Source organism: Bradyrhizobium sp. Ken51, from assembly GCF_055807435.1.
In genome coordinates, this window is record NZ_JBVVPB010000001.1 from 550369 (window position 1) to 576387 (window position 26019).

The 26019-nt window shown below is 64.7% G+C and carries 22 protein-coding genes; 6 read left to right on the forward strand and 16 right to left on the reverse strand.

From position 1 onward, the window contains the following. The first annotated feature begins 8 nt into the window (after nucleotides 1-8). Complete coding sequence (locus AC0L27_RS02410; protein ID WP_354207153.1) at nucleotides 9-926, forward strand: ribokinase; 918 nt, start codon at nucleotides 9-11, stop codon at nucleotides 924-926. Here AC0L27_RS02410 and AC0L27_RS02415 read toward each other — a convergent pair whose 3' ends face one another. Beyond that, the gene (locus AC0L27_RS02415) at nucleotides 927-2147 is read right to left on the reverse strand and encodes an NAD(P)/FAD-dependent oxidoreductase (protein ID WP_354207155.1); all 1221 of its coding nucleotides are present in this window, start codon (nucleotides 2145-2147) and stop codon (nucleotides 927-929) included. It lies immediately after the preceding gene. A gap of 227 nt (nucleotides 2148-2374) precedes the next feature. On the opposite strand from AC0L27_RS02415, the gene AC0L27_RS02420 reads away from it, so the two are divergent. Further along, entirely contained in the window at nucleotides 2375-3169 is a 795-nt protein-coding gene (locus AC0L27_RS02420; RefSeq protein WP_354207157.1) for an enoyl-CoA hydratase/isomerase family protein, read from the forward strand. 17 nt (nucleotides 3170-3186) lie between these two features. Here AC0L27_RS02420 and AC0L27_RS02425 read toward each other — a convergent pair whose 3' ends face one another. From AC0L27_RS02425 to AC0L27_RS02440, 4 genes are all read right to left on the reverse strand, one after another. Further along, nucleotides 3187-4527: a TRAP transporter large permease gene (locus tag AC0L27_RS02425; protein WP_354207159.1), complete on the reverse strand. Its 1341-nt coding sequence runs from the start codon at nucleotides 4525-4527 to the stop codon at nucleotides 3187-3189. Then, entirely contained in the window at nucleotides 4524-5105 is a 582-nt protein-coding gene (locus tag AC0L27_RS02430) for a TRAP transporter small permease (RefSeq protein WP_354207161.1), read from the reverse strand. Before AC0L27_RS02430 ends, AC0L27_RS02425 begins: the two co-directional genes overlap by 4 nt. 151 nt (nucleotides 5106-5256) lie before the next feature. Further along, nucleotides 5257-6252 (reverse strand): TRAP transporter substrate-binding protein, encoded by a 996-nt coding sequence (locus tag AC0L27_RS02435; protein WP_354207163.1) that lies wholly within the window; start codon nucleotides 6250-6252, stop codon nucleotides 5257-5259. A 62-nt stretch (nucleotides 6253-6314) separates the two neighbouring features. Continuing rightward, on the reverse strand, nucleotides 6315-8045 hold the full coding sequence (locus tag AC0L27_RS02440; RefSeq protein ID WP_354207165.1) for an IlvD/Edd family dehydratase: 1731 nt from the start codon (nucleotides 8043-8045) through the stop codon (nucleotides 6315-6317). Between the two features lie 175 nt (nucleotides 8046-8220). Here AC0L27_RS02440 and AC0L27_RS02445 point away from each other — a divergent pair, with 175 nt between their 5' ends. After that, on the forward strand, nucleotides 8221-8904 hold the full coding sequence (locus AC0L27_RS02445) for a GntR family transcriptional regulator (protein WP_354207167.1): 684 nt from the start codon (nucleotides 8221-8223) through the stop codon (nucleotides 8902-8904). Nucleotides 8905-8944: 40 nt separating this feature from the next. On the opposite strand, the gene AC0L27_RS02450 is transcribed toward AC0L27_RS02445, so the two are convergent. Continuing rightward, nucleotides 8945-9358 (reverse strand): hypothetical protein, encoded by a 414-nt coding sequence (locus AC0L27_RS02450; RefSeq protein ID WP_354207169.1) that lies wholly within the window; start codon nucleotides 9356-9358, stop codon nucleotides 8945-8947. Then, nucleotides 9355-9660, reverse strand: a complete 306-nt coding sequence (locus AC0L27_RS02455) for a hypothetical protein (RefSeq protein WP_354254038.1) — start codon at nucleotides 9658-9660, stop codon at nucleotides 9355-9357. The genes AC0L27_RS02450 and AC0L27_RS02455 overlap by 4 nt, the downstream gene beginning before the upstream one ends. Between AC0L27_RS02455 and AC0L27_RS02460 the strand changes: the two genes are divergently transcribed. Further along, complete coding sequence (locus AC0L27_RS02460) at nucleotides 9659-10930, forward strand: MFS transporter (protein WP_354254036.1); 1272 nt, start codon at nucleotides 9659-9661, stop codon at nucleotides 10928-10930. The genes AC0L27_RS02455 and AC0L27_RS02460 overlap by 2 nt on opposite strands. A 37-nt stretch (nucleotides 10931-10967) precedes the next feature. On the opposite strand, the gene AC0L27_RS02465 is transcribed toward AC0L27_RS02460, so the two are convergent. Then, nucleotides 10968-11792: an NAD-dependent epimerase/dehydratase family protein gene (locus tag AC0L27_RS02465; protein WP_473317890.1), complete on the reverse strand. Its 825-nt coding sequence runs from the start codon at nucleotides 11790-11792 to the stop codon at nucleotides 10968-10970. A 91-nt stretch (nucleotides 11793-11883) separates the two neighbouring features. Between AC0L27_RS02465 and AC0L27_RS02470 the strand changes: the two genes are divergently transcribed. Beyond that, entirely contained in the window at nucleotides 11884-12864 is a 981-nt protein-coding gene (locus AC0L27_RS02470) for an SMP-30/gluconolactonase/LRE family protein (RefSeq protein WP_354207177.1), read from the forward strand. Nucleotides 12865-13037: 173 nt separating this feature from the next. On the opposite strand, the gene AC0L27_RS02475 is transcribed toward AC0L27_RS02470, so the two are convergent. Both AC0L27_RS02475 and AC0L27_RS02480 read right to left on the reverse strand, forming a co-directional pair. Then, nucleotides 13038-14468 (reverse strand): aldehyde dehydrogenase family protein, encoded by a 1431-nt coding sequence (locus AC0L27_RS02475; RefSeq protein ID WP_018457078.1) that lies wholly within the window; start codon nucleotides 14466-14468, stop codon nucleotides 13038-13040. A 293-nt stretch (nucleotides 14469-14761) separates the two neighbouring features. Then, complete coding sequence (locus AC0L27_RS02480) at nucleotides 14762-17125, reverse strand: transketolase (RefSeq protein ID WP_354207180.1); 2364 nt, start codon at nucleotides 17123-17125, stop codon at nucleotides 14762-14764. A gap of 133 nt (nucleotides 17126-17258) precedes the next feature. Here AC0L27_RS02480 and AC0L27_RS02485 point away from each other — a divergent pair, with 133 nt between their 5' ends. Further along, the gene (locus AC0L27_RS02485) at nucleotides 17259-17720 is read left to right on the forward strand and encodes an Lrp/AsnC family transcriptional regulator (protein WP_354056585.1); all 462 of its coding nucleotides are present in this window, start codon (nucleotides 17259-17261) and stop codon (nucleotides 17718-17720) included. A 4-nt stretch (nucleotides 17721-17724) separates the two neighbouring features. Here the strand turns inward: AC0L27_RS02485 and AC0L27_RS02490 are convergent, their stop codons facing one another. The 6 genes from AC0L27_RS02490 to AC0L27_RS02515 form a co-directional block, all read right to left on the reverse strand. Next, entirely contained in the window at nucleotides 17725-18804 is a 1080-nt protein-coding gene (locus tag AC0L27_RS02490; protein WP_354207182.1) for a zinc-binding dehydrogenase, read from the reverse strand. 59 nt (nucleotides 18805-18863) lie between these two features. After that, entirely contained in the window at nucleotides 18864-19805 is a 942-nt protein-coding gene (locus AC0L27_RS02495) for a DMT family transporter (protein WP_354207184.1), read from the reverse strand. A 185-nt stretch (nucleotides 19806-19990) separates the two neighbouring features. Then, a complete protein-coding gene (locus AC0L27_RS02500; RefSeq protein ID WP_354207186.1) occupies nucleotides 19991-20830 on the reverse strand; it encodes an aldo/keto reductase in 840 nt (279 codons plus the stop codon). A 45-nt stretch (nucleotides 20831-20875) separates the two neighbouring features. Then, complete coding sequence (locus AC0L27_RS02505) at nucleotides 20876-21778, reverse strand: SMP-30/gluconolactonase/LRE family protein (RefSeq protein WP_354207350.1); 903 nt, start codon at nucleotides 21776-21778, stop codon at nucleotides 20876-20878. A gap of 297 nt (nucleotides 21779-22075) precedes the next feature. Next, nucleotides 22076-24781, reverse strand: coding sequence for a nitrate reductase (locus AC0L27_RS02510; protein ID WP_354207188.1), 2706 nt, complete (start codon nucleotides 24779-24781; stop codon nucleotides 22076-22078). A gap of 15 nt (nucleotides 24782-24796) precedes the next feature. Continuing rightward, a complete protein-coding gene (locus AC0L27_RS02515) occupies nucleotides 24797-26014 on the reverse strand; it encodes an NAD(P)/FAD-dependent oxidoreductase (RefSeq protein WP_354207190.1) in 1218 nt (405 codons plus the stop codon). Nucleotides 26015-26019: the final 5 nt, after the last annotated feature.

Consider the following 26019-nt stretch of genomic DNA (forward strand, 5'->3'; position numbering starts at 1 on the left):
GGGTTATGATGGGGCGCGTCTACGTCGCCGGCAGCATCAACATGGATGTGGTGGCGACAGCCGATCGCCATCCGAAGATCGGCGAGACCGTTGCCGGCAAGCAGGTGCTGTATTTCCCGGGCGGCAAGGGCGCCAACCAGGCGGTGGCGGCGTCGCGACTTGGCGCAAGGACCACGCTGATCGGCCGGCTCGGCAAGGATTCGTTCGGCGGTGAGTTGAGGACGTTCCTCGGCGCGCAAGGCATCGCGCTAGATTTTGTCGGTGAGACGGCCGAGGCGCACACCGGCACGGCCATCATCACGGTGGCGGAGGCCGACAACACCATCGTCGTCATTCCCGGCAGCAATGCGCTCGTCGGCGTCGACGATATCGCGGCCGTCCCGCTGGCAAAGGGCGATGTCGCGGTCAGCCAATTCGAGATCCCGCTGCCGACGATCGCCGCGTTCTTCCGGCGGGCTCGCGACACCGGCGCCACGACGCTGCTCAATCCGGCCCCGGCACAAAACATGTCGAGCGAATTGCTCGCGCTGGTCGACATCCTCGTGCTGAACGAGACCGAGCTCGGCGTCCTCGCCGGCGTGGAGTTGTCCGACAGTGACGCGGCTGCCCGGATCCTCGACGTCGCGCGAAACCTTCAGATGCGCGAGGACCAGACCATCTGCGTGACCATTGGCAAGCGCGGCGTGCTCGCGCTCGCTGGACGCGAGGAGATTGCGGTGTCCGGCCGCGTGGTGAAGGCGCTCGACACCACAGGCGCAGGCGATTGTTTTGTGGGAGCGCTCGCGGCGCAACTCGCCGACGGCGTCGACTTGCGCGCCGCACTCGCCTTCGCCAATGCCGCCGCCTCGATCTCCGTGCAGCGCATGGGCGCAGGGCCGTCGATGCCGATGGCCGCGGAAGTCGGCGCCGTCCTCAATGCCGGCTGATCACGCCAGCGCGCCCTTCAGGTCAAAACTTTCATCGGCGGCCTGCTCCGGAGTGATCGAGCGATCCACGCCGAACAGGCGGCGGCCGAACATGTGGTCGCCGGCACGGTTGACGGATTCGATGCCGAGCAGATTGTCGCCCTTGTAGCAGAACGCCGAGAACGCCTTCTTGGCGGGATCGCCGCGCAGCACGACACGGTCGTAGCCGGTGGTGAGGCCCGCGATCTGGAGCTTGTCGTCGCCCTGGTCGCTCCAGAACCAGGGATGGCTGTCATAGGCCTTACGGTCGCCGGTCAGCCGCGCCGCGAGGCAGCGCGCGTGATCGGTGGCATTCTGCACCGATTCCAGCCGCTGCGATCCGCCGAAGCGCGGGCTGTTGAACAGCGCGCAATCGCCGATCGCCGAGATATGGGGATCGGCCGTCGCGAGATATTCGTCGACGATGATACCGGCCGCGACCGGCAGCCCCGCCTCCGCCGCAAGCTCGATGTTCGGCAGCACGCCGACGCCGACCACGACGAGATCGGCCGGCAGATGCCTTCCGTCGCTCAGGGAGACGCCGGTGACCTTGCCGTCCTCCGCCTCGATGGACGTTGCCTGCACGCCGAGGTGAATGCGGATGCCGGCCTCGCGATGCCGCGCCTGAAAATACTCCGAGACCTCCGCCGTCACCGCGCGCGCCATCACGCGCGGGGCGAGTTCGAGCACGTCGACCTCGAGGCCCTTGATGCGCGCGGTGGACGCGAATTCGAGGCCGATGAAGCCGGCGCCGATCACCACCACCCGCGTCTTCGACGGGATGATCTTTCGCAGCGCCTCGCTCTCGTCGAGGATCCGCAAATACTTCACGTCGGAAAGGTTCGCGTTGGGCAGATCGAGCAGCCGGTTGCGCGCGCCGGTCGCCAGCACGAGGTGGCCGTAGGGCAGCGTCCTGCCCGAGGCGAGCAGCACCTTGCGCCCCGCGCGGTCGATCGACACGGCGCGGCCCGCGACCAGCTCGATGGTCTGGTCCTGGTAGAATTTCTCCGGCCGGAACATCAGGCTCTCCGGCCCGGACGAGCCCTTGATGTAGGCCTTGGACAGCGGCGGCCGCTGATAGGGCAGATGCGCCTCGTCATTGATCAGGCAGATGGGAGCGGAAAAGCCTGCCTGGCGCAGCGATGCCGCGACCTGGTAGCCGCCATGGCCGGCACCGACAATGACCACCGGACCATCCGTCATCGGACAGCCCATTTCCGCAAGACACGAGCGTCACCCATGTCGTCCCCTCTCGCGCTGATTTTGGCTTGCTTGCTCAGGAGGAGCCGGCGCTCGTGTCCGTCCCTTTGGCGAAGGCGGGCCCATTTGAGCCTATCGTTCCGGCTTGCGCAAGGGCGGCTGGCGGGGATTGTCACCCCTCACCTTCTGCGATTTAGTCGCACGAACGACCTCATGCCGGGGATTTTCCAATGACCGCTCCCGTCTCCCAGCCCGACGATCCCGCTTTGCTGCGGATCGACGGCCCGATCGCGACCATCACGCTGAACCGCCCCGCCGCGTTCAATTCGATCAATCTGGCGATTGCACAAAAGCTCGAACAGCTCGCGGCATACATCGAGGGTGCCGACGACGTCAGGGTCATGGTCCTCGAAGGCGAAGGCCGCGCCTTCTCAGCAGGCGGCGATCTGCAGACGATCGGTGCGGCGGCTGAGGCCAATACGGTGACGCCCGTCGTCAGCGAGCTGTTGAAGCACTATCATGCCTTCATCGAGATCATCCGGCGCATGCCGAAGATCTCGCTGTCCAGCGTGCACGGCTCGGCGGCCGGCGCCGGCATGGGCCTCGCCTTCGTCACTGACCTCTGCATCGCTGCGGAGGATGCCAAATTCACGCCGGCGTATGCCAAGATCGGGGTGTCCCCGGATGGCGGATCTACCGTCGGCATCGTCAACACGGTCGGCTCCCGCCGCGCGCTCCAGATTTTCCTGGCTGAGGACAATTTCACCGCGCAGCAGGCCCATGAATGGGGCTTGGTTGCGAAGATCGTTCCCGCGGCCGAGCTGAAGGCGGCAACGCGAACCCTCGCCGAGCGGCTGGCGCAGAACCCGCCCGCCGCGATCGCGGGCACCAAATCGCTGGTCTACCAGGCCGCCACGACGCCGGTGAAGCAGCAGCTTGACGCGGAGGAGCACAAGATCATCATGGCGATGAACACGGAGGAGTTTCGCACCGCCGTCAAGAAATTCACCAGCAAGGGCAAGTAGCGTTCCCTCCAGCAGGCTTACTGCGGACAGATGTACCCCGTGCCCGCGGGCGACTTGAAGCAGCCGACCGATTCGGGGAGCACTTGCCGCGGCAGCCACAGCACCACGCTCGGGAAGTAGATCGCAAACGCGATCGTCCCGAGGAACACCAGATAGATCGGCAACGCGGCGCGTAGCGCCTTTGCGAAACTGACGCCGACGAATTTCGAGGCCATCAGCAGCACCAGCCCGTAAGGCGGCGTGATCAGGCCGAAGGCCAGCGTTGCGATCAGCACCACGCCCATATGCACGGCGTTGATGTCACCGGCTTCCGTCAGCGTGTTGACCAGCGGCATGAAGATGATGATGGTCGGCACCGGCTCGATGAAATCGCCGACGATCGTGAACAGCAGCACCATCAACAGCATGATCAGATGCGGATCGTTGCCGGCGAGCGACGTGATGACTTCGGCGATGTAGCTCGCACCGCGCAAATAGGCGAGCATCCAGCCGAACGCATTGGCGGCGCCGATCGTGATCAACGGCAGCGAGAAGATCAGGCCCGCGAGGCAGAAATCGTATGGGATCTTGCTGATGTGCCCGCGGTTGAGCGCGGGAATCACGACGACGACGATCCAGACCACGGCCACGACACCGGCTTCCGTCGGCGTGAACCAGCCGGTCAGAATGCCTCCTAACAGGATCACAGGAATCATCAGCGGTAGCGCCGCATCGCCGGCCGCAAACACCACCTGCCGCAGCGGGGCGCGCGGCTTGCGCAGGCCGGACGGGCCGAAGAAATAGCAGTAGATCATCAATCCGAAGCCGATCATCAGGCCCGGCACGACGCCTGCCATGAACAGGCCGGCGATCGAGACGTTGCCGACGGCGCCATAGACCACAGCGGTGATGCTCGGCGGCACCAGCGCCGCAATCGTCGAGGCGGATGCGATGATGGCGGCGATGAAGGCGGGCTCGTAGCCCTCGCGCTTCATCGGGCCGCCCAGCGCGCGGCTCATCACCGCGACATCGGCAGTGGTCGAACCCGACATTTCCGAGAAGAACATGCTGAAGACGACCACGACCTGCGACAGGCCACCTCTGATGTGGCCAACGAGGGACACCGAGAGATTGGCTATTCGAACCACCACATTGGCCGAGCTCATGAGCTCGCCGACTAGCAGGAAGAACGGGATCGCCAGCAGTGCCTCGGAATCGACGCCGTCAAACACCTTCTGGATGATTGCGGCGAGCGAGACGTCCGACAGCAGCGCGCCGATGAAGACGCCGGCCAATAGCGAGAACGGCACGGGCACGCCGAGATAGCCGAAAGAGAGGAAGCAGACCGTCATCAAGGCCAGAACAATGGGTGCGCTCACGGCTGCGCCCTCATCTGTACGTCGGTGATGACAGGAGCCCCATCGTCCTCCTCCGGCGGCTCGGGATGGTCAAAGCCGTTGCGCAGACCGTTGACGAGCTGCTCGATGGTGAAAAGACCGACCAGCACGCCCGACAGCGGAATGATCGCGTAGAGCGAGGCGATCGGCGTGCCCGACGGCAGGCGAAAACTGCCGAAGCCGCGAAGATAGTTCTGATAGCCGTACCAGATCAGGCAGAAGGCGACGCCGAGCACCACGATCCGGATGATGATCTCGACGATCAGACGCGGCGTGCCGTGCATCGCCTCGGAGATCGCGGTGAGATAGAGATGGTCGTTGCGCCGGGTCGCAGCCGCCGTCCCGACGAAGATGGCGTAGACGAACAACGTCGAGGTCACTTCCTGGAGCCACAACCAGGGATGGCCGATGGTGCGGGTGACGATGTCGGCGGTCACCGACAGCGAGAAGCCGAAGCAGAGCACGCCGCAGAGGATCATCAGCGCAAGCTCGAGCCAGTCAAGCCCGCGCCATTTGAGGTGACGTTGGCGCTGCACCAGCAGTTTGTCGGCGATGGTCATTAATGTCGTCCCGGCGAAGGCCGGGACCCATAGCCCCAGCTGCGTGTGGTCAAAGCAAGCTGGCGGCTATCCTGCCCCAAGCTTCGCCGCGGCGTATGGGTCCCGGCTTTCGCCGGGACGACTCGTGGAGGCACGGACATTGCCGGGGGGCCTAATTAATCGAGCGGATCAAATCCTTGATCTTCTCGGCGTGCGGGCCGAGCTCCTTGGCGAGCTTGTCGAGATAGGGATCGGCGATCGCCGTGAAGGTCTTCTTGTCGACGTTGTCGACGATCTTCACGCCCATCTTCTTCAGCTTCTCTGCCGCGGTGCGTTCGAGGTCGAAGGCCTTCTGCGGCTCCTTGGAGCTGACTTCGTTCCCCGCCGCCTGCACCCAGCCTTTCTGCTCGGCCGACAGGCTCTGCCAGAGCTTGTCGGAGATGAACACCAGCGCGTTGTTGGCCTCGTGCTCGGTGATGTTCAGGACCGGCGCGACCTCGTAGTGCTTGTTGACGAGGTAGACGTTGATGCTGTTCTCGGCGACGTCGACGACGCCGGTCTGCAAGCTCGTGTAGACGCTGCCGAACGGCATGTGCACGGTCTGGGCGCCGTAGGCCGGGAACATGGTGTCCTCGGTCGCGGTCGCCTGCACCCTGATCTTCAGGCCCTTGATGTCGCCGACATTGTGGATCTCCTTCTTGGAGTACATGTGGCGCACGCCCTGCGAGCCGGTCGCGATCACATGCAGGCCCTGCGTGGTCTCGTCGATCATGGTCTTGAGCGCCTCGAACACTTTTGGATCGGCCAGACCCTTGACCACGTGGTTCTCGTCGCGGAACAGGAAGTGCAACGACATCACGCCTGCTTGCGGCGAAATCGTCGCGGTGTTCGCCGAGGAGATGATCGCAAATTCGACGTCGCCCGCTTTCACGAGCTGGAGCACCTGCGGCTCCTGCCCGAGCTGCGCGCCCGGATACTGGTCGATGATCATGGTGCCTTTGCTCAATTCCTTGAGCTTTTCGGCAAAGAGGTCGCCCGCGATGGAATAGCCGGTGTTGCGCGGCTGGTCGTAGGCGAAGCGATAATGCTTCACCTCCTGCGCCGATGCGCCCGTGACGAACAGGATCGCGGCCGTTGCCGCCAGCCCAAGCATGGATCGTGCAATCATCGGTTCCCCCTGTTTTAACGCCCGCCGCTTGTGCGGTCTGGGCTACGCTTCCGGGTGGTTGGTCACCCTCTCTCAGTTTTCTGCTCAGTCTTCTTCCCAGTCCGCTGCATGAAATCGAAATCGCAGCCCTCGTCGGCCTGCATGATGGTCTCGTTGAACAGCCAGGCGTAGCCGCGCCGCGCCTCGTCGGGAGCGGCTGCCGGCTTCAATGAGGTATGGCGCCGTTCCAGCTCGGCCGCATCGACGAGAAGCTCGATGCTGCGCTTGGCGACGTCGAGCCGGATCATGTCGCCGTTCTTCACCAGCGCCAGCGGCCCGCCGACGGCGGATTCCGGCGTAATGTGCAGCACGATGGTGCCGAACGCGGTGCCGCTCATGCGCGCATCGGAAATGCGCACCATGTCCTTGGTACCGCCACGTGCGAGCTTCTTCGGGATCGGCAGATAGCCCGCCTCGGGCATGCCCGGCGCGCCCTTGGGGCCGGCATTGCGCAGCACCAGCACATCGTCGGCGGTGACGTCGAGATCGGGATCGTCAACCCGGAGCGTCATGTCCTCGACGGATTCGAACACCACCGCACGGCCCGTGTGTTGCAGCAGCTTTGGGCTCGCGGCGGATTGCTTGATGACCGCGCCGCGCGGAGCGAGGTTACCGTGCAGGACGGCGAGGCCGCCTTCCTTCTTGATCGGATTGTCGCGCGGGCGGATCGCGTCCTGGCCGGGCACGTCTTCCGCATTCGCGACGACATCGCGCAGGCTCTCGCCCGTGATCGTCTTCGCATCGAGATCGATGAGATCGCCCAGCTGCGCCAGCAGTTTCGGCACGCCGCCAGCGTGATGGAAATGCTCCATGTAATGCTCGCCCGACGGTTTGAGATCGATCAGCACCGGCACCTCGCGGCCGATCTGGTCGAACACCCCGAGGTCGAGCCGGTGCGGCGAGCGATGTGCCATCGCGCTCAGATGGATCAGCCCGTTGGTCGAGCCGCCGATCGCCTGGAGCACGACCTGCGCGTTCTTGAAAGATGCAGGCGTCAGCAATTCGCTCGGCTTCGGACCCTTGGTCTTGGCCATCTCGGCGGCCACCCGGCCGCTCGCCTCGGCAAGCCGAAAGCGCTCCGCATGCGGCGCGGGAATCGTCGCGCTCATCGGCAGAGACAGGCCCATGGCCTCGATCATGCAGGCCATGGTCGAGGCCGTGCCCATCACCATGCAGGTGCCGACCGACGGCGCGAGACGGCCGTTGACCGCCTCGATCTCGGCATCGTCCATTTCGCCCGCGCGATACTTGCCCCAGAGACGGCGGCAATCGGTGCAGGCGCCCAGCACCTCGCCCTTGTGATGACCAACCACCATGGGGCCAACGGGAATGACCACCGTCGGCAGGTCGGCGCTGATCGCGGCCATCACCTGCGCCGGCAGTGTCTTGTCGCAGCCGCCGATCACGATCACCGAATCCATCGGCTGCGCGCGGATCATTTCCTCGGTATCCATCGCCATCAGATTGCGCAGATACATCGAGGTCGGATGCGCAAAGCTCTCCGCGATCGAGATCGTCGGGAACACGAACGGCATCGCGCCCGACAGCATCACGCCGCGCTTGGCGGCCTCGATGATCTGCGGGACGTTGCCGTGGCAAGGATTGTAGTCGCTGTAGGTGTTGGTGATGCCGACGATCGGGCGCTCCAGCGCGTCATCGGAATAGCCCATGGCCTTGATGAACGCCTTGCGCAGGAACAGCGAGAAGCCGGCATCGCCATAGCTCGTCAGCCCTTTGCGCAACCCACTCGTCATCACACCACTCCCATCACCGGGTCATTGTCGTACATCCTGCCCCTTGATTGTCAATAAGGCAGACGCCAAACCTGCCATTTTCCGGACCGCCATACTAGTAAATGACCAGATTATTGACAATCCGAGCCTTCCCTGCTCCACAGGATGGACCGGGCAAGCGCCGGGAGGCGAGGGCATGTCCGACACTCACATCGCAGACGCCATGACGGTCCGGCGCGACGATCCGGACGACATCGTCGCGCGGCTCGAGGAGGACATCATCTTCGGCCGCCTCGCGCCCGGCGCGCGCCTGACCGAGGACGCGCTGATGTCGGCTTACGGCACCTCGCGGCACTTCGTGCGCCAGGCGCTGGTGGATGCGGAGCGCCGCGGCATCGTCCGCCGCGAGAAGAATGTCGGCGCTACCGTGCGGTTCTATTCGGCCGAAGAGGTCCGGCAGATCTACGAGGTCCGGGAGATGCTGACCCGGCAGGCGGCGCTGATGATCCCCCTGCCCGCACAGCAAGGTCTGATCGACGAGCTCTCCGCATTGCAACGGCAATATTGCGCGAGAGCGGATTTGCAGGACCTGCGCGGCATTCACGAAGCCAACGACGCCTTCCACCTCGCGCTGTTCTCGGCGTGCGGCAATCCCTATCTGGTGCGCTCGCTCCAGGACTACATGAACCTCACGCTGCCGATGCGCGCCAAGAACCTCGCCGACCGAGACGGCCTCGCGCAATCACGGCGCCAGCACGAGTTGATGATCGAGCTGTTGAAGGGCCGCGACAGCTGGGCGCTGGCCCAGCTCTGCGTCGATCATATGCAGTTCAGCAAGAAGGATTATCTGGCAAGGATCGCCGGCGAGGCTGAGCGCTAGCGCTCTTGTCCATCCGCCCGTGGCAGGTCAAAACGGGCGCTCAATATCGTCTCAGCAGGCCGCGCTCCACGCTGGTATCGCCATAGGCAGCGCAGGCGCCTTTCGGGTCTCTGATCAGGTCCGCCCGGACACGCCTGAACGCTTTGACGGCCGCGTCGGACACCTCGAGGCGGAATTTGCCGGGATCGGAGGTCTCGCCATCGCGGGCCTTGATGGCCGCCGCATAGGCGTCGATCATCGCCATCGCGGCATCCGTGCTGCCGAGAAGTCGGGCGCCGAGCTGGACACTGCCCGCACCATTGACCTCGTAGCCGACGCATCGTTGTTCGAGCACCGCGGACGCGGTGACAAGCTGGTCGAGAAACGTCGCCTCGGCGTCGCTGAGCATCGCGGCTCGCGCCGGGGCCGACATGATCAACGCGAGCAGTACGACGGCTGGCAATTTGATTTTCATTGTCCTGACTCGCGCTGCCGCAATCGAACCGTAATCGAGGCACCGGTTGCTGAAATGCGATCGCGCAGATCGAGAACCAAATGCCGAAGGCAAGGTTGACCTAGATCAATGGGCAGGGCGGCCAAGCCAAAGCTCAGCCCTTGCATGCGCTCGTTCTCAGTGAACCGAGGCACCGCGTCGAGATTGCCATCAAAACCTTTTGTCAACCCATCGAAATAGCGCGCCGTCGGAAATAGATAGGACCGGCGCCCAGCGGCGAATCGCACGTTCTTCCCCGTATTCCCTCCCGACTGAAATGCCATGACCGAACAAACCCTGACCGAGCCGATCGTGGAGACGCAGGAGCTATCCCGCGGCTTCTCGCGCTACCAGGCGATCCTCGTTGCGTTGCTGGCGCTGGTCCAGTTCACGATCATCATCGATTTCATGATCATGTCGCCGCTCGGCGCCATCATGATGCCGGCGCTCGATATATCGGCCGCTCAGTTCGGCGTGGCAGTCTCGGCCTATGCGTTCAGCGCGGGAATTTCCGGCATCCTGGCGGCCGGCTTTGCTGACCGGTTCGATCGCAAGCGGCTGCTGTTGTTCTTCTATGCCGGCTTTATCCTTGGCACGGCGCTGTGCGCGATCGCGCCCAACTATCATCTGTTGCTGCTGGGGCGGATCGTGACCGGCCTGTTCGGCGGCGTGATCGGCTCGGTCGTGCTCGCCATCGTGACCGATCTGTTTACGCTGCAATTGCGCGGCCGCGTCATGGGTTTCGTGCAAACCGCCTTCGCCGCAAGCCAGGTGCTGGGCATCCCGGCCGGTCTTTTCCTCGCCAACCAGTGGAACTGGCACGTCGCGTTCGGCGCACTGGTCGGCCTGTCGGTGATCGGGATGGTCGCCGTGATGTTCCTGATGAAGCCGGTGAACGGCCATCTCGGGCTGAAGCAGGATAGAAATCCGTTCCGGCATCTGATCGCGACGGTCTCGCAGCCGCGCTATTGGATGGCGTTTTCGGTAACGACCCTGCTGGCGACCGGCGGCTACATGCTGATGCCGTTCGGCAGCGCCTACACCGTGCACAATCTCGGCATCGACATCGTGCATCTGCCGACGATCTATCTCGTCTCCGGCCTGTTCAGCATTGTCATCGGACCATTGGTGGGACGCGCGAGCGATGCCTTCGGCAAATACCCCACCTTCGTCTTCGGCAGCGCGATGTCCATCGTCACGGTGCTGATCTACACCCATCTCGGCGAGGTGAGCCTGACGGTCGCGATCCTGGTCAACGTCCTGATGTTCGTCGGCATCTTCTCCCGCATGATTCCGTCGCAGGCGCTGATTTCCGCAATCCCCGAGCCGGCGCAACGCGGCTCCTTCAGCGCGGTCGGCGCGTCGCTGCAACAGCTCTCCGGCGGGCTCGGCTCCGTACTCGCCGCCGCGCTCATTGCGCAAGAGGCCGACGGTACGCTCCGGCATTTCGACCGGCTGGGATACGTCGTCGTGACGACGGCGGTGATTTCCCTGATCCTGATGTATTTCGTGCAGCGGCCCATCGCGGCCCAGGCCGGCAAACGCGTGGTCTAGGGCGTCGACCCCGACGCCCTAGATTTGCGAATACGCCTTACCGCTTGGTCCAATCGATGATGCGACTTGTGTCGCCGTCGAACTCGTTGCTGCAGAACGCGCCGCCCTGATAGTAATCGCCGACCGGATCGGGCTTCAGCTTGGCCTGCTCCGCCATCGCATGCGCCACGTGGTCCTCGGAGCGCCCCGTCGGGCGGTAGCCGAACTCGTAGGCGCGGTGGTTGTCCCACCAGGCGCGCTCGTTCAGGGACACGCCGTAGAACACCTCGAAATGAATGTCGGGATGCTCGAGCCCGATCTGGCAGAGCTGCACCAGGTCTTCCGGCTTCAGCCAGATCGAGATGCGGCGAAGGTCCAGCGGCACGTCGCCGAAATTGCCAATACGAAGGCAAGTCACCTTCAGGCCATGCTTGTCGGCATAGACCGCGCCGACCGCTTCGCCGAACACCTTGCTGACGCCATAGCGGCCGTCGGGGCGCGGGGTCACGTCGGTGCCGATCTTGTGGTGGCGCGGATAGAATCCGACGGCATGGTTCGAGGAGGCGAACACCACGCGCTTGACGCCCTTGCGATACGCCGCCTCGAACAGATTGTAGCCGCCGATGATGTTGGCCTGGAGGATGTCGTCCCAGGGGCCTTCGACCGAATAGCCGCCGAAATGGATGATGCCGTCGACGCCCTCGCAGATCGCCTCGCACTGCGCCAAGTCAGAGAGGTCCGCCGCCTTGAATTGCTCGTTGGGGCCGAGATCGGCCGGCGGGCGGATGTCGCTGAGCAGCAGGTCCGGATAGATCGGCGGCAACAGTTGTCGCAAACGCGTTCCAATCCCGCCCGAAGCTCCCGTCATCAAAATGCGCGGCATGTCTGTCCTCGTATGTAGCGACCGATTTGCGGCCGTAGATATCTGATGCTAGCAGACTTGGACAGAGGGAACGCAACAACGAGAATTGCACATGAACGATGCATCGTCCCAGAACCAAGGATCGCAGCAAGGCTGGCGGCCGGCGACCTATTACCCCGATCCAGCGATCCGCGCCCTCGACCCCCGCTTCGAAAAATACTGGCTGAAACTCTCGGCGGTGGAGCGGCTGACGACCGGCCTGCGCTGGGCCGAGGGTCCAGTGTGGTTCGGCGATGGTCGTTACCTCTTGTGCAGCGACATCCCCAACCAGCGCATTGTCAAATGGGAAGAGGAGACCGGCGCCGTCAGTGTGTTCCGCAAACCCTCCAATTTCGCCAACGGCAACACCAGGGATCGCCAGGGCCGGCTCGTCACCTGCGAGCACGGCGGGCGCCGCGTGACCCGCACCGAATATGACGGCAGCATCACCGTGCTGATGGACTCGTTCGGCGGCAAGCAGCTCAACTCGCCGAACGACGTCGTGGTGAAGTCCGACGGCGCGGTCTGGTTCACCGATCCCACCTTCGGCCTGCTCGGCAATTACGAGGGCTACAAGGCCGAGCCCGAGATCGAGCCGAACGTCTTCAGGCTCGATCCCGCGACCGGCAAGGCGACCATCGTTGCCGAAGGCGTGCTCGGGCCGAACGGGCTGTGCTTCTCGCCGGACGAGAAAGTCCTCTACGTCGTGGAATCACGCGGCGTGCCGAACCGCAAGATCCTCGCCTATGACGTCTCGGCGGATGGCACCACGATCTCGAACAAGCGCGTCCACATCGACGCGGGTCCGGGCACGCCTGATGGCATGCGCTGCGACATCGACGGCAATCTCTGGTGCGGCTGGGGCATGGGCGATCCCGAGCTCGACGGCGTGGTGGTGTTCGCGCCCGACGGCGTCATGATCGGCCGCATCGCGCTGCCCGAGCGCTGCGCCAACCTCTGCTTCGGCGGCGTCAAGCGCAACCGCCTGTTCATGGCGGCGAGCCAGTCGATCTACGCGCTGTATGTGAACACGCAGGGCGCGGTGGGGGGATAGTTCTTCCTCCGTCACGTCTCTCGTCATTGCGAGCGAAGCGAAGCAATCCAGAATCTTTCCGCGGAGGCAGCCTGGATTGTTTCGTCGCTACGCTCCTCGCAATGACGAAAGATAGAACAAAAACGCCGGAGCGGTTTCCCGCTCCGGCGTCATGTTTACCAAGGCGCTAAAACCTACGCCGCGTTGAAGCCCGCAACCGCCTTCACTTCGAGGAAATCCTCGAGGCCGTACTTGCCCCACTCGCGGCCGTTGCCGGACTGCTTGTAGCCGCCGAACGGCGCAGAGCGGTCGTTGGGCACGCCCTGCAGATTGACGTTGCCGGCGCGGATCTGACGACCGACGCGCTTGGCGTCCTCGACGGACGCACCGGTGACGTAGCCGGCAAGCCCATAGGGCGTGTCGTTGGCGATGTGCACGGCCTCGGCTTCGTCCTTGGCGCCGATGATGGTCAGCACCGGTCCGAAGATCTCTTCACGCGCAATCGTCATGTCGGGGGTGACGTCGGCGAAGATGGTCGGGCGGACATAGAAGCCCTTGTTGACGCCCTCGGGCAGGCCCGGGCCGCCGGACACGAGCGTTGCGCCCTCGTCGATGCCCTTCTTGATCAGGCCCTGGATCTTGTCCCACTGACCGCGGTTGACGACCGGACCGATGGTGGTGCCTTCGGCACGCGGATCGCCCGCCTTGGTCTTGTCGGCGACGGCCTTCGCGATCGCGGCGACTTCCTTCATCTTCGAAGCCGGCACGATCATGCGCGAGGGCGCGTTGCAGGACTGGCCGGAGTTGTTGAACATGTGCATCACGCCGCCGGTCACCGCCTTCGTGAGGTCGGCGCCTTCGAGGATGACGTTCGGCGACTTGCCACCGAGCTCCTGGCTGACGCGCTTCACGGTCGGTGCCGCACGCTTGGCCACGTCGATACCGGCGCGGGTCGAGCCGGTGAACGAGATCATGTCGATGTCGGGATGCTCGCTCATGGCAGCGCCGACCTCGGGGCCGAGACCGTTGACGAGGTTGAACACGCCCTTCGGCACGCCGGCTTCATGGAGGATTTCCGCGAAGATCAGCGCCGAGGTCGGGGTGAACTCCGACGGCTTCAGGATCATGGTGCAGCCGGCGGCGAGCGCGGGCGCGACCTTGCAGGCGATCTGGTTGAGCGGCCAGTTCCAGGGCGTGATCATGCCGACCACGCCGACCGGCTCACGCAGCACCATGGCGGTGCCGACCGGTTCCTCGAAATGATAGTTCTTGAGTACGTCGAGCGTGGTCATGAGGTGGCCAAGGCCGGCGCCGGCCTGCAGCTTTTCGGCCATCGGCAGCGGCGCACCCATTTCGTCGGAGACGGCGGCACCGATCTCCTTGAGACGGCCCTTGTAGATCTCGATGACCTTCGTGAGCAGCGCGACGCGCTCGTCACGGCTGGTCTGGGAGAACGTCACGAACGCGCGCTTGGCAGCGGCAACGGCTTTGTCAACGTCGGCCTTGGAGCCCAGCGCAACCTCATACATCGCCTCTTCCGTCGCCGGATTGACCACGGCGGTGGACTTCTTGACGGCGGGATCGACCCAGGCGCCGTCGATGTAGAATTGCATGCGATTGACCATAGTGAACCTCTTCTTGGGGGCTTGGGGGGCGTTTCGGCAGGCATCCTTGCACGAAAGCGCCGGCAATTGAACCCGCCATATGCGGGGCCAGCGTTGCGGCGGACGGAGGTTATATGAGCCGATGGCGGGAGCGAGGCAAGGTGGCCATGGACGTCGTCCTGGCGAAAGCCAGGACCCATTACCACAGGGGCCAATTAGTTTGCTCTGGCGTCTGCCGCCTGCAACAACTGCCGCGGCGTATGGGTCCTGGCCCCCCGTGCGCAATTGCGCTAGGCCAGGACGACGACAGAGAACTACACCGCCATCTTCCGATGCAGCACCGGCGCGCCGGTGGTGAGGCTTTCGGCCGCATCGATGATGGCGTTGGCGTCGATGCCGTGGTGGCGGTAGAGGTCGGCGATCGTGCCGGTCTGGCCGAACTGCTCGACGCCGAGCGCCTCGACGCGATGGCCGCGGACGCTGCCGAGCCAGCCGAGCGCCGCCGGATGGCCGTCGATCACGGTCACGATGCCGCAGTCGCGCGGCAGCGGCGCGAGCAGTTTTTCGATGTGGCTGAGATGCTGCACGCCGCGCCGATCACGGCGCAATTTCCGTGCGGCGGTCCATCCCGCATGCAGACGATCTGCGGACGTGATCGCGAGCAGGCCGATGTCGCGCCGGCTCTCGCCGATGAAGCCGGTCGCCTCGATCGCTTCCGGCGCAACGGCGCCGGTATAGGCGATGACGGCTTCGGCATTGGGGCCCGGCTTGCGCAGCCAATAGGCGCCGTCGGTGATACCCTGTGCGAGCTCCGGCGTCATGATCCGCTGCGCCTGCTCGATGCTGCGCGTCGAGAGCCGCAGATAGACCGAGCCGCCCTCGCCCGGATCGCGCTGCATGTGGTTGAAGCCCCAACCCATGATCACGGCGAGTTCGTCGACGAAGGCCGGCTCGAACGAGGCGAGGCCGTCCTGCGCCATGCCGATCAAAGGCGTTGCGATCGACTGATGCGCGCCGCCTTCGGGCGCGAGCGTGATGCCCGATGGCGTCGCCGCCACCATGAAGCGGGCATCCTGGTAACAGGCGTAGTTCAGCGCATCGAGACCGCGTTCGATGAAGGGATCGTACAACGTGCCGACCGGCAGCAGCCGCTCGCCGTTGATCTGGTGCGACAGGCCCAGCGCCGAGAGCATGATGAAGAGGTTCATCTCGGCGATGCCGAGCTCGAGATGCTGGCCCTTGGGCGAGAAGTCCCAGTTGAAGGTGGACGGAATTTTCTCGCTGCGGAATAAGTCCGCCTTCTCGCCGCGCGCAAACAGGCCGCGCCGGTTCACCCACGGACCGAGATTGGTCGAGACGGTGACGTCAGGCGATGTTGTCACGATGCGTCTGGCGAGCTCGCTGTCACCGCGCGCGATCTCGTTCAGCACCAGCCCAAAACCCTGCTGGGTCGACATCTGCGGCGCCGGCTTGAAGGCGAGCTGCGACGGCACCTCGATCACAGGCGCGGTGAGCCGACGGCCGTCCTGGTTGAACGGCACGCTCGCGAGGAAGGCGTCGAGCTCGGCGGCACCTTGCGCAAGGCCCTCGTATCTGTCCCATTCGTGTCCGGGCCGGATGTTCTGGCTGTCGCGATATTTCTCCATCTGCGCGACCGTCATCAGGCCGGCGTGGTTGTCCTTGTGGCCCTGGAACGGCAGGCCGACGCCCTTGATGGTGTAGGCGATGAAGCAGACTGGGCGATCGTGATCGATGGATTCGAAGGCGTCCAGCATGCTCGCCATGTCATGGCCGCCGAGGTTCGACATCAGCGCGAGCAACTCCTCGTCGCTGCGCTTGTCGATCAGCTTGGTGATCGGTCCCTGATCGCCGATCTCATCATGGAGATGTTTTCGGAACGCCGCGCCGCCCTGGAAACACAATGCGGCGTAGAGCGCGTTCGGGCAATTGTCGATCCAGCGCTTCAACGCCTCGCCGCCAGCTTCCGCAAAGGCCTCGCGCATCAGGCGGCCGTACTTCACGATCACCACGTCCCAGCCGAAATTGCGGAACACGGTCTCGAACTTTTCCCAGAGACCTTCGCGGACGACGGCATCGAGCGACTGCCTGTTGTAGTCGACGACCCACCAGGTGTTGCGCAGGCCGTGCTTCCAGCCTTCCGCCAGCGCCTCGAAGATGTTGCCCTCGTCCATCTCGGCGTCGCCGACCAGCGCAATCATGCGCCCCTCGCGGCGTTCCTTCATCCAGCCATGCGCCTTGACGTAGTCCTGCACCAGCGAGGCGAACAGCGTCTGCGCGACGCCGAGGCCGACCGAGCCGGTGGAGAAATCGACGTCGTCGACGTCCTTGGTGCGCGAGGGATAGGACTGCGCGCCCTTGAAGCCACGAAAATTCTCCAGCTTCTCGCGGCTCTGCCGGCCGAACAGATACTGGATGGCGTGGAACACCGGGCTCGCATGCGGCTTCACCGCGACGCGATCTTCGGGTTTCAGGACGTGGAAATACAGCGCCGACATGATGGTGGCGAGCGAGGCCGACGAGGCCTGATGTCCGCCGACCTTGAGGCCGTCCGCATTCGCGCGGACGTGGTTGGCGTGATGGATGGTCCATGACGACAGCCACAGCGCCTTGCGGGCGAGCGCGGTCAATGTGTCGAGGCGGGCGGTATCGACGGGCATGGCAATGCTCCCGGAAAACAGGTGCCCGATGATACCCCTGCGGGAAGCGCCAAACTTCTCAATTTTTCGCGCAATACCGACCAATATTGGGATACCTTACCAATCAGCTGCCAAAAACGACAGGTTCATCCTAATGCCCGATCTCGACGCCATCGACCGAAAAATCCTCGCTCTGCTCCAGACCGACAGCCGGCTGACCATGCAGGAACTCGCCGACAAGGTCGGGCTGTCGGTGTCGCCGTGCCATCGCCGGGTCAAACTGCTCGAGGAACGCGGCGTCATCTCGCGCTACATCGCGACCGTCGATCAGAAGGCGCTGGGGCTGCATGTCAGCGTCTTCATCTCGATCAAGCTGGCGCGGCAGAAGGAGGAGGATCTCAACCGCTTCGCGCGCGCGATCTCGAAATGGGAGGAGGTGCTGGAATGCTATCTGATGACGGGCAACCGCGACTATCTCTTGCGCGTCGTCGCGGCCGACCTCGCTTCCTACGAGACTTTCTTGAAGACCAAGCTGACCCGGCTCGACGGCATCGCCTCGATCGAATCAAGCTTTGCGCTCAGCCAGGTGAAATATTCGATCGCGCTGCCGGTGTAAGGCATCACCGCCACGGCTGCACGATGATCTTGGTGTGGACTTCAGGATTGGCGAGATCGGCGAAAGCCTTTGCGACGCCGTCGATGCCGACTTCCGCCGTCACCATCGCCGCGGCATCCACCTGCCCTTCCGCGATCAGGCGCAATGAGGCTGCGAATTCGTCCGGCGTATAGCCGAGCACATACTGGACATTGAGCTCCTTCATGATGCCGAGCATGGGCTCGCTCTTGTCAGTCTCCATGCAGACGCCGACCACGACGATCCTGGCATCGCGCGGCGCGCCTTCGAACACCTGCTGCAAAAGACCAGGTACGCCGACGCATTCGAAGATGATCGCGGGCTTCAGCGCGGGCAGCATCGCCTGCAACGGCGGCCGCGCCGCCTTCTCCGCATCCGACATCTGCGCATGCTCGGCCCAGGTCGCATAGGGCTGCGACACCCTTGGATCCACGACGATATCGGCGCCGAGTTTTGCCGCAAGCGCGCGCCGCGCCGGTGAATAGTCGGCCGCGACGATCGGATGCAGGCCTTTGAGCTTCAGCGCCGCAATCACCGCGAGCCCGACCGGGCCGCAGCCGATCACGAGCGGCACCTCGCCGCCTCGGATGTTGGCCTTGGCGACCGCATGAACGCCGACCGCGAGCGGTTCGGTGAGCGCGGCATGCTCCGGCGCGAGACCGTTGGGCACCTCGAGCAGCAGCGCTTCGCTCAGCAGCATCGCCTCGGCATAGCCGCCGACATTGTCGTTGGAATAGCCGATGCCCTCGATGCCTTGCGGCGTCACCAGGGCCGGCAGCGAGCAGACGCGCGTGCCCGGCTTGAGCTTGCGCGCAGTCCCCGGGCCGAAGTCGACGATCTCGCAGCAGAACTCGTGGCCGAACACGACGTCGCGGGTCAGGTCCATCGGCTTGCGCCCGGTCTTCCGCGCCATCTCCACCATGCGATGGGCGTGCTGGCGCGCGTGCAGGTCAGAACCGCAGATGCCGCAGGCGAGCGTCTTGACCAGAACCTGGCCGGGGCCGGGCTTTGGCTCGGCCATCCGTTCGACGACAATCTCACCGTTCCTGAAAATCGCAGCGCGCATCCGGCTCCTCCCGTCTTGTTAGAGCCGTTGATAGCACGAAGCGGACGCGCGAACTTGCGTCAGGGGTTCGGGGAGCGCTCTTCCATGATCAGGAGCTGGGCGCGGCGGATGCGCTCGCGATGGGCGATGTAGAGGCCGCTTGCGACGATGAAGGCCGCGCCGGTGACGGTCCAGACATCAGGCACTTCGCCGAACAGGAAGAAGCCCAAAATGCTGACCCACAGCAATTGCGTATACGAGAACGGCGCCAGCACCGAGGCATCGCCGTAGCGATAGGCCAGCACGATGATCCACTGGCCGACGGTGGAGGCGACGCCGATCACGATGCCGAGCCCGATCGCGGTCCAGGTCGGCGTGACCCAGATGAACGGTACCATCAGAGAAAGGATCGCAACGCCTGTCAGCGCCGAATAGGCCATCGTGGTGAGGACAGCTTCACGCCCGCTCATCATGCGCGTCAGGATCAGTGCCGCAGCCCAGCAGAACGCCGAGACGATCGGGAAGAACGCGGCGGCGTGAAACGCGCTGGAGCCCGGGCGCAGGATGATCAGCACGCCCGTCAGGCCGATCGCGGTCGCGATCCAGCGGCGCATGCCGACCTTCTCGCTCAGGAAGACGATCGAGAGCGCGGTGACGAACAGCGGCGAGACGAAGCCGGTCGCGGACGCTTCCGCGATCGGCAGGAAACTCAGGCCGGTGATGAAGAACAGCGAAGAGCCGAGCAATGCCGCGCCGCGCATCAGCTGCAGGCCGAGACGCTCGGTGCGCATGGCATGAAGCGGCGAGCCTGGCAGCATCACCGGCGTGAACATCAGCGCGAACGTCACGAAGCGGATCCAGGTGATCTCGATCGACGGCAGGCTCGACGACAGATATTTCGCGGTGACATCGGAGCAACCGAGAAAGATCGTCGACAGCAGCACCAGCGCGATGCCCTTGAATGGATGATCGACGCGCGCCGGCGCGCGGCGCGCCTGCGGCTGCTTTTCGGGCATGGACATGGGAATACTGTCGAGCCTTGCGGCTGCGGCGGGCGGCGGGGTCACGGCTGGAACCTAGGAATGCGAATCGGGAATGATCGTAAAAAACGATAATTGCGCCGCTTTCACAACTTCCGAAAACAGGATGCCGATATGCGCTCACGTCCGCGCGCGTCAAGACTCCATTAATAATAGGCGTTTGTGCACTACAGCATGGGCAGTCCGCGCGGCTTCGGACCGCGCGGAAACGCCGCATCGAGCGCCGCGACCTCGTCTTTCGTCAGGACGAGATCGCCGGCCGCGGCATTTTCGCCGGCATGTTCCGCGGACGACGCCTTCGGAATCGTGAACACCGTAGTCGCACGGGTGAGGAAGCTCAGCGCGACCTGACGCGGCGTCGCGCGACGCGCCTCAGCGATGCGCGCCAGCACCGCGCCGCCCTTGCTGTTGCTCGCGGGGAAATCGTCGTGGCCGAACGGCGAATAGGCGACCACGGCGACACCATGCTGTTCGCACCACGGGATCACCGCGTGCTCGATCGCGCGTTCCTTCAGATGATAGAGCACCTGATTGCAGGCGATGCGGCCTTCGCCGGCGGCGTCGAGCATCTCGTCGAGATCGTCGGCGTCGAAATTGGAGACGCCCCAGGATTTGATCTTGCCGGCCTTCACCAGTTCCTCGAACGCGGCGACGGTGTCCTCCAGCGGATACGAGCCGCGCCAGTGAAGCAGATAGCAATCGAGCCGATCAGTCTTCAGCCGCTTCAGCGAGCGCTCACAGGCGGTGATGGTTCCGCGGCGCGAGGCGTTGCTCGGCAGCACCTTTGACACGAGGAACACCTCGTCGCGTCGGCCCGCGATCGCATCGGCGATGACGAGCTCGGCATCGCCATACATCTCGGCGGTGTCGATGTGGGTCATGCCGAGATCGAGCCCGCGCTGCAGCGCCGTGACCGCGCGCTTGCGGTCGCCATGGTCGAGATACCAGGTGCCCTGCCCGATGACGGAGACGCTATCGCCCGTTTTGCCGAAAGGTTTCGTGTTCATGTTTGCTCCGATACCGCTCGTTCGCTCAGGCAACCGCCATCGAGCTCAAGAGTTCAATACGCCGATGTCAGCGACCAATACGCTACCGGTTGCAGACTCCGTGATGTAGAGCCGATCTTTGTCCGCGCCTCCAATTGCGACATTGGTGCAATTCGGCCCTGCACACGACTTGACCCGCGCAACCAATTCGCCGTTGGGCGCGAACACGAAGACATGGCCGAGCGAGGCGTGACCGACGAACAGCCGGCCCTTGGCATCCATGGTCATGCCATCCGGGCCGCTGGTGCCGAACAGCGAGCAGAAGCGGCCGACCTTCGACACGCTGCCGTCCTTCATGAACGGCAACCGCCACACCGCGTTGTCGCGCGTCATCGCGACGAACAGCACGGTCTCGGTTGGATCGAGCACCAGACCATTCGGGCTGATACCGGTGTTAACAAGGCAATCGAGCCGGCCGCTTTGCGTCAGGCGATAGACGCGGCCGCTGGGGTCATGCAGCCCGGTCTGCCCCTGGTCGGTGAAATAGATGTCGCCGTTGGAAGCGAGATGCAAATCGTTGCAGCCGCGGAATGATTCCGAATTGCGCGCCGTCAGCACCGGCGCCATGCGCCCTGCCTTGGCGTCGAACTCCATGATGCCGTGCCTGTAGTCGGCGACCAGGATACGGCCGTCGGCCGCGATCTTCAGTCCGTTCGGCCAGCCCTCATATTCAATCGCCAGCGACCACTCGCCATCAGGCGCGATGCGGAAGATGCGGCCGAAGGGAATGTCGACGATGTAGAGATTGCCATCCCTGTCAAACGACGGCCCCTCGATGAAGGAGTCCGTCGGCACACCCGGCCGGTTGGCATCGGCCCAATCCGTCCGCTCGCCCTTGCGGCGGAATTTGTCGGGCATGACGGAGAAGAGCCTGGTTTCGATCAGGCGCGGCGGCGTTTCCAGGTACATCATTGTTGTTTTTGTCGTTGTTGATGGGAGAGCGCGGCACCATAGGGCACAATGGGACGTGCGTCGATTGGGCCGAGGCATAGCGCCCCGGCCTCGCTGTCATTCCCCGCGACCCGGCTACGCCAAGGCTTCGCCGGGTTGAGGTCCAGGGGCGCCGAAGCTTTAGCGTAGGCGTCAAGCGGGGAATCCAGTACGCCGTGGCCTCTCCGCTGGATCACAGGCGTCTCGGCGTACTGGATCGCCCGGTCAAGCCGGGCGATGACGCGGAGTATGCGGCGACGACCGAGAAAGTCGCGCCTACCCCGCCGCGCCAGCGAGCTTGGCCTGCTTTGCCGGTGCCACCTCCGTCGTCGCGATCAGGCGCTTCAGCTCGGGGATGCAGGAGCCGCAATTGGTGCCGGCCTTAAGCTTTGCGCCGATCTCGGCGGCTGTGCGCGCGCCTGCGGCGATGGTGTCGCAGATGGTGCCGCGGCCGACGCCGAAGCAGGCGCAGACGACAGGCCCGGTCGAGGCGGCGCCTTCGCTCGATTTGCCGGACAACAGCATGCGCCGCTGCTCGTCGGTGACATGGTCGGCCACGAACAGGCTCTTCACCACCTCCCAGTCGCCGGCATCATGCGCGGGGCCGACGAACAGACAGGTCTCGATGCGATCGCCATCAAACGATGCCGCGCGGTAGACGCCGCCGCCGAAGTCGCGATAGTCGGCGACGTCCTCGCCCGCAATGCCACCGAGCCAAGCCGGCCAGCGCGACAGGTCCGCATTGTCGGCGAAGAGATAGCCGAAGCCGCCGGCAACAGTGACGCGGGTCCACATCAGGTTCGGCGGCAGCTCCAGCTGCTTGCGCGACAACGCAAAGCCGCGGAAGACGTATTCATAAGGCGAAATCGCCGCCGGTGTCGCCTTGGACTCCGGCTGCCCCGAGAACGGATCGGTGAACGGTGCGACCAGCGCCCCGACGCGACCGTGCGAGGCGTTCATCGCACTCCAGTGGATCGGCGCGAACAGCGTGCCGCGCTGCTGGCGCTCACTGACGACGACCTTGAGGGTGCACTGGCCGTAGTCGGTGGTGATGCGGGCATAGCCGTCATGGACGATGTTGTATTTGTTGGCGTCATCGGGATGAATCTCGACGAACGGCTCAGGCAGATGTGCGCCGAGCCGCTGGCTGAGGCCCGTGCGCGTCATGGTGTGCCACTGGTCGCGGATCCGCCCGGTGTTGAGCCGCAGCGGCCGCGATGGTCCGATCTCGCCACGCAGCGCCGGCACTTCCGGCGCGACGAAGCGGCCCTTGCCGTCGTTGGTGAAGAAGCCGCCGGCCGCGAAGAAGCGCTCCCCGGGCGCCCCGCCTTCACGTGCGGGCCACTGCACGGGCTTCAGGGCGTCGAAGGCGTCGTCGGAGAGCGAGGTCAGCGCGCCGATATCGAAGTCGCGGCTACCATCGTTCTCGAACGCCGAGAGCGCGGCGTGCTCGCGGAAGATGTCGGCGGCGGATTTGTAGCCAAAACTGTCGCCGAAGCCGAGGCGGTTTGCGGTTTCGCTCAGGATCCACCAGTCCGGCCGCGCCTCGCCGGGCGCCGGCAGGAACGAGCGCTGGCGCGAGATGCGGCGCTCGGAATTGGTCACGGTGCCCGACTTCTCGCCCCAGGCGAGCGCGGGCAGCAGCACGTGCGGACCGGCATCGACGGTGTCGTTGGAGAGCACGTTCTCGGAGACCACGAACAGCTCGAGCTTCTTCAGCGCCTCGCGCACGAAATCCGCGTCGGGCAGCGACACTGCGGGGTTGGTGCCCATCACCCACAGCGCCTTGACCTCGCCGCGGTTGATGGCTTCGAACAGCTGCACCGCCTTCAACCCTTCATGGGTGGCGATGCGCGGCGCCTTCCAGAACCGCCGCACGCGATCGATGTCCGGCGGCGTGAAGTTCATGTGTGCGGCGAGCTGGTTGGCGAGGCCGCCGACCTCGCGGCCGCCCATCGCGTTGGGCTGGCCGGTGAGCGAGAACGGCGAGGCGCCGGGCTTGCCGATGCGGCCCGTGGCGAGATGGCAGTTCAGGATCGCATTGACCTTGTCGGTGCCCTGCGCCGACTGATTGACACCTTGCGAGTACAGCGTGACGACGCGGGGCGTGTCACGGAACATCTTGAAGAAGGTGGCAACGTCCTGCTCGGAAAGGCCCGTGGCGAGTGCGGTCGCGGTGACGCCGCCGGCGATGCTGCGTGCGCGCGCCAGCGCGTCGTCAAAGCCCGACGTGTTTTGCGCGATGTAGTCCTGATCCAAAGCACCATTGTCGGCAAGGTAAACGAACAGGCCGGAGAACAGCGCCGTGTCGGTGCCGGGCTTGAGGCCCAGGAACAGATCGACGTCGGTCGCGGTGTCGGTGCGGCGCGGATCGATCACGATCATGCGGGCGCCGCGCTCCCCACGGTTCTTCAACATGCGCTGGAACAGCACGGGATGGCACCAGGCGGCATTCGAGCCGACGAACACCAGAAGATCGGCCTGGTCGAGATCCTCGTAGCAACCGGGCACGGTGTCGGCGCCGAAGGCGCGGCGGTGACCGGCGACCGAGGACGACATGCAAAGCCGCGAATTGGTGTCGACGTTCGCCGTCCCGACAAAGCCCTTCATCAGCTTGTTGGCGACGTAGTAGTCCTCGGTCAGGAGCTGGCCGGAGAGATAGAATGCGACCGCGTCGGCGCCGTCGCGCGCGACGATGTGCTGCATGCGGTGGGCGACGTGATCGAGCGCATCGCTCCAGGCGACTCGTTCGAGCACGCCCTTGCAGCGGATCATCGGATAGAGCAGCCGGCTTTCCAGCCCGACGGTCTCGCCCAGCGCCGAGCCCTTGGAGCACAGCCGGCCGAAATTGGCTGGATGATCGGGATCGCCCGCGATCGCCGCGCCGCCCTTGCCGTCTGGCGTCGCCAGCACGCCGCAGCCGACGCCGCAATACGGACAGGTCGTCTTGGTGGCGCGGAGCGTGGGATCGATCGCCGTCATATCAAGCCGCCTCTATCAAGCCGCTTTGGAGGGACGCGCGAGTGCGCGGCCGAACATCATGTCGGCGCGGATGGCCGCCACCTTTTCGCGGTTGCGGATCAGCTCGAGATACCAGAGCGCATCGACGGTATCGCCAATCAGCAGGGCGCCTGTGAGCCGGCCCTCGGCGATGACGAGTTTCTTGTAGGTGCCGCACCTGCGGTCTGACAGCACGAGGCTCTCGCTGCCCTCCCCGCCCATGAAGTCGCCGGCGGAGAATACGCTGACTCCCGACACCTTCAGATTGGTCGAGACCACGCTGCCCTGATAGGCCGCGGGACGGCCGGAGAGATGCCGCGCCAGCACGCGCGCCTGTTCGTAGGCAGGCTCGACGAGGCCGTAGCAGGTGCCGCGATGCTCGGCGCATTCGCCGAGCGCGTAGATATCGGGTGACGCCGTCTGCATCTCGTCGTTGACGACGATGCCGCGGTTGACTGCGATGCCGGCGTCCTTTGCGAGCGCGATGTTGGGCCTGATGCCGGCGGCGAAGATCACCGCATCGGCCTCGATGCGGCTGCCATCGGCAAGCTCGACCGCTTCGACATGGTCCTCGCCGAGGATGCGGGCTGTGGATGCATTGAGCAGGATGCGAATGCCCTTGCGCTCGACCAGCGTCTTGAGCAGGTCGGCGGCCGGCGCATCGAGCTGGCGCTCCATCAGCCGGTCCATCAGGTGCAGCAGCGTCACGGGCGCTCCGGCCTTGGCGAGGCCGTACGCCGCTTCGAGACCAAGCAGACCACCGCCGACCACGACGACGCGCTTCCTGGCGGCCGCAAGCGTCAGCAGCAGATCGACGTCGCGGGTGTCGCGGAAGGTGTGCACGCCGACGAGATCGGCGCCCGGTACGTTGAGCCGCAGCGGCGTCGAGCCGACGGCGAGCACGAGCTTGGAATATTCCATGCTCTCTTCGCCTTCGATCTTGAGCTCGCGTCGGCCGGTGTCGATCTCGCTGACGCGATAGCCGTAGCGCACAGTGACGCCGCGATGGCGCCACCAGTCCGCGGGCCGGAGCTCGATCTCGTGCGAGCCGGTCTCGCCGGCCAGCACCGAGGAGAGCAGAACGCGGTTGTAAGCGAGCCGCGGCTCTTCGCCGATCACAGCGACCGCGTAGCGGCCGAGCGCGGTCTTGGCGAGCTCGTCGACCAGACGCGCGGCCGCCATACCGTTTCCGACGATGACCAGCGGTTCACTCACAACGC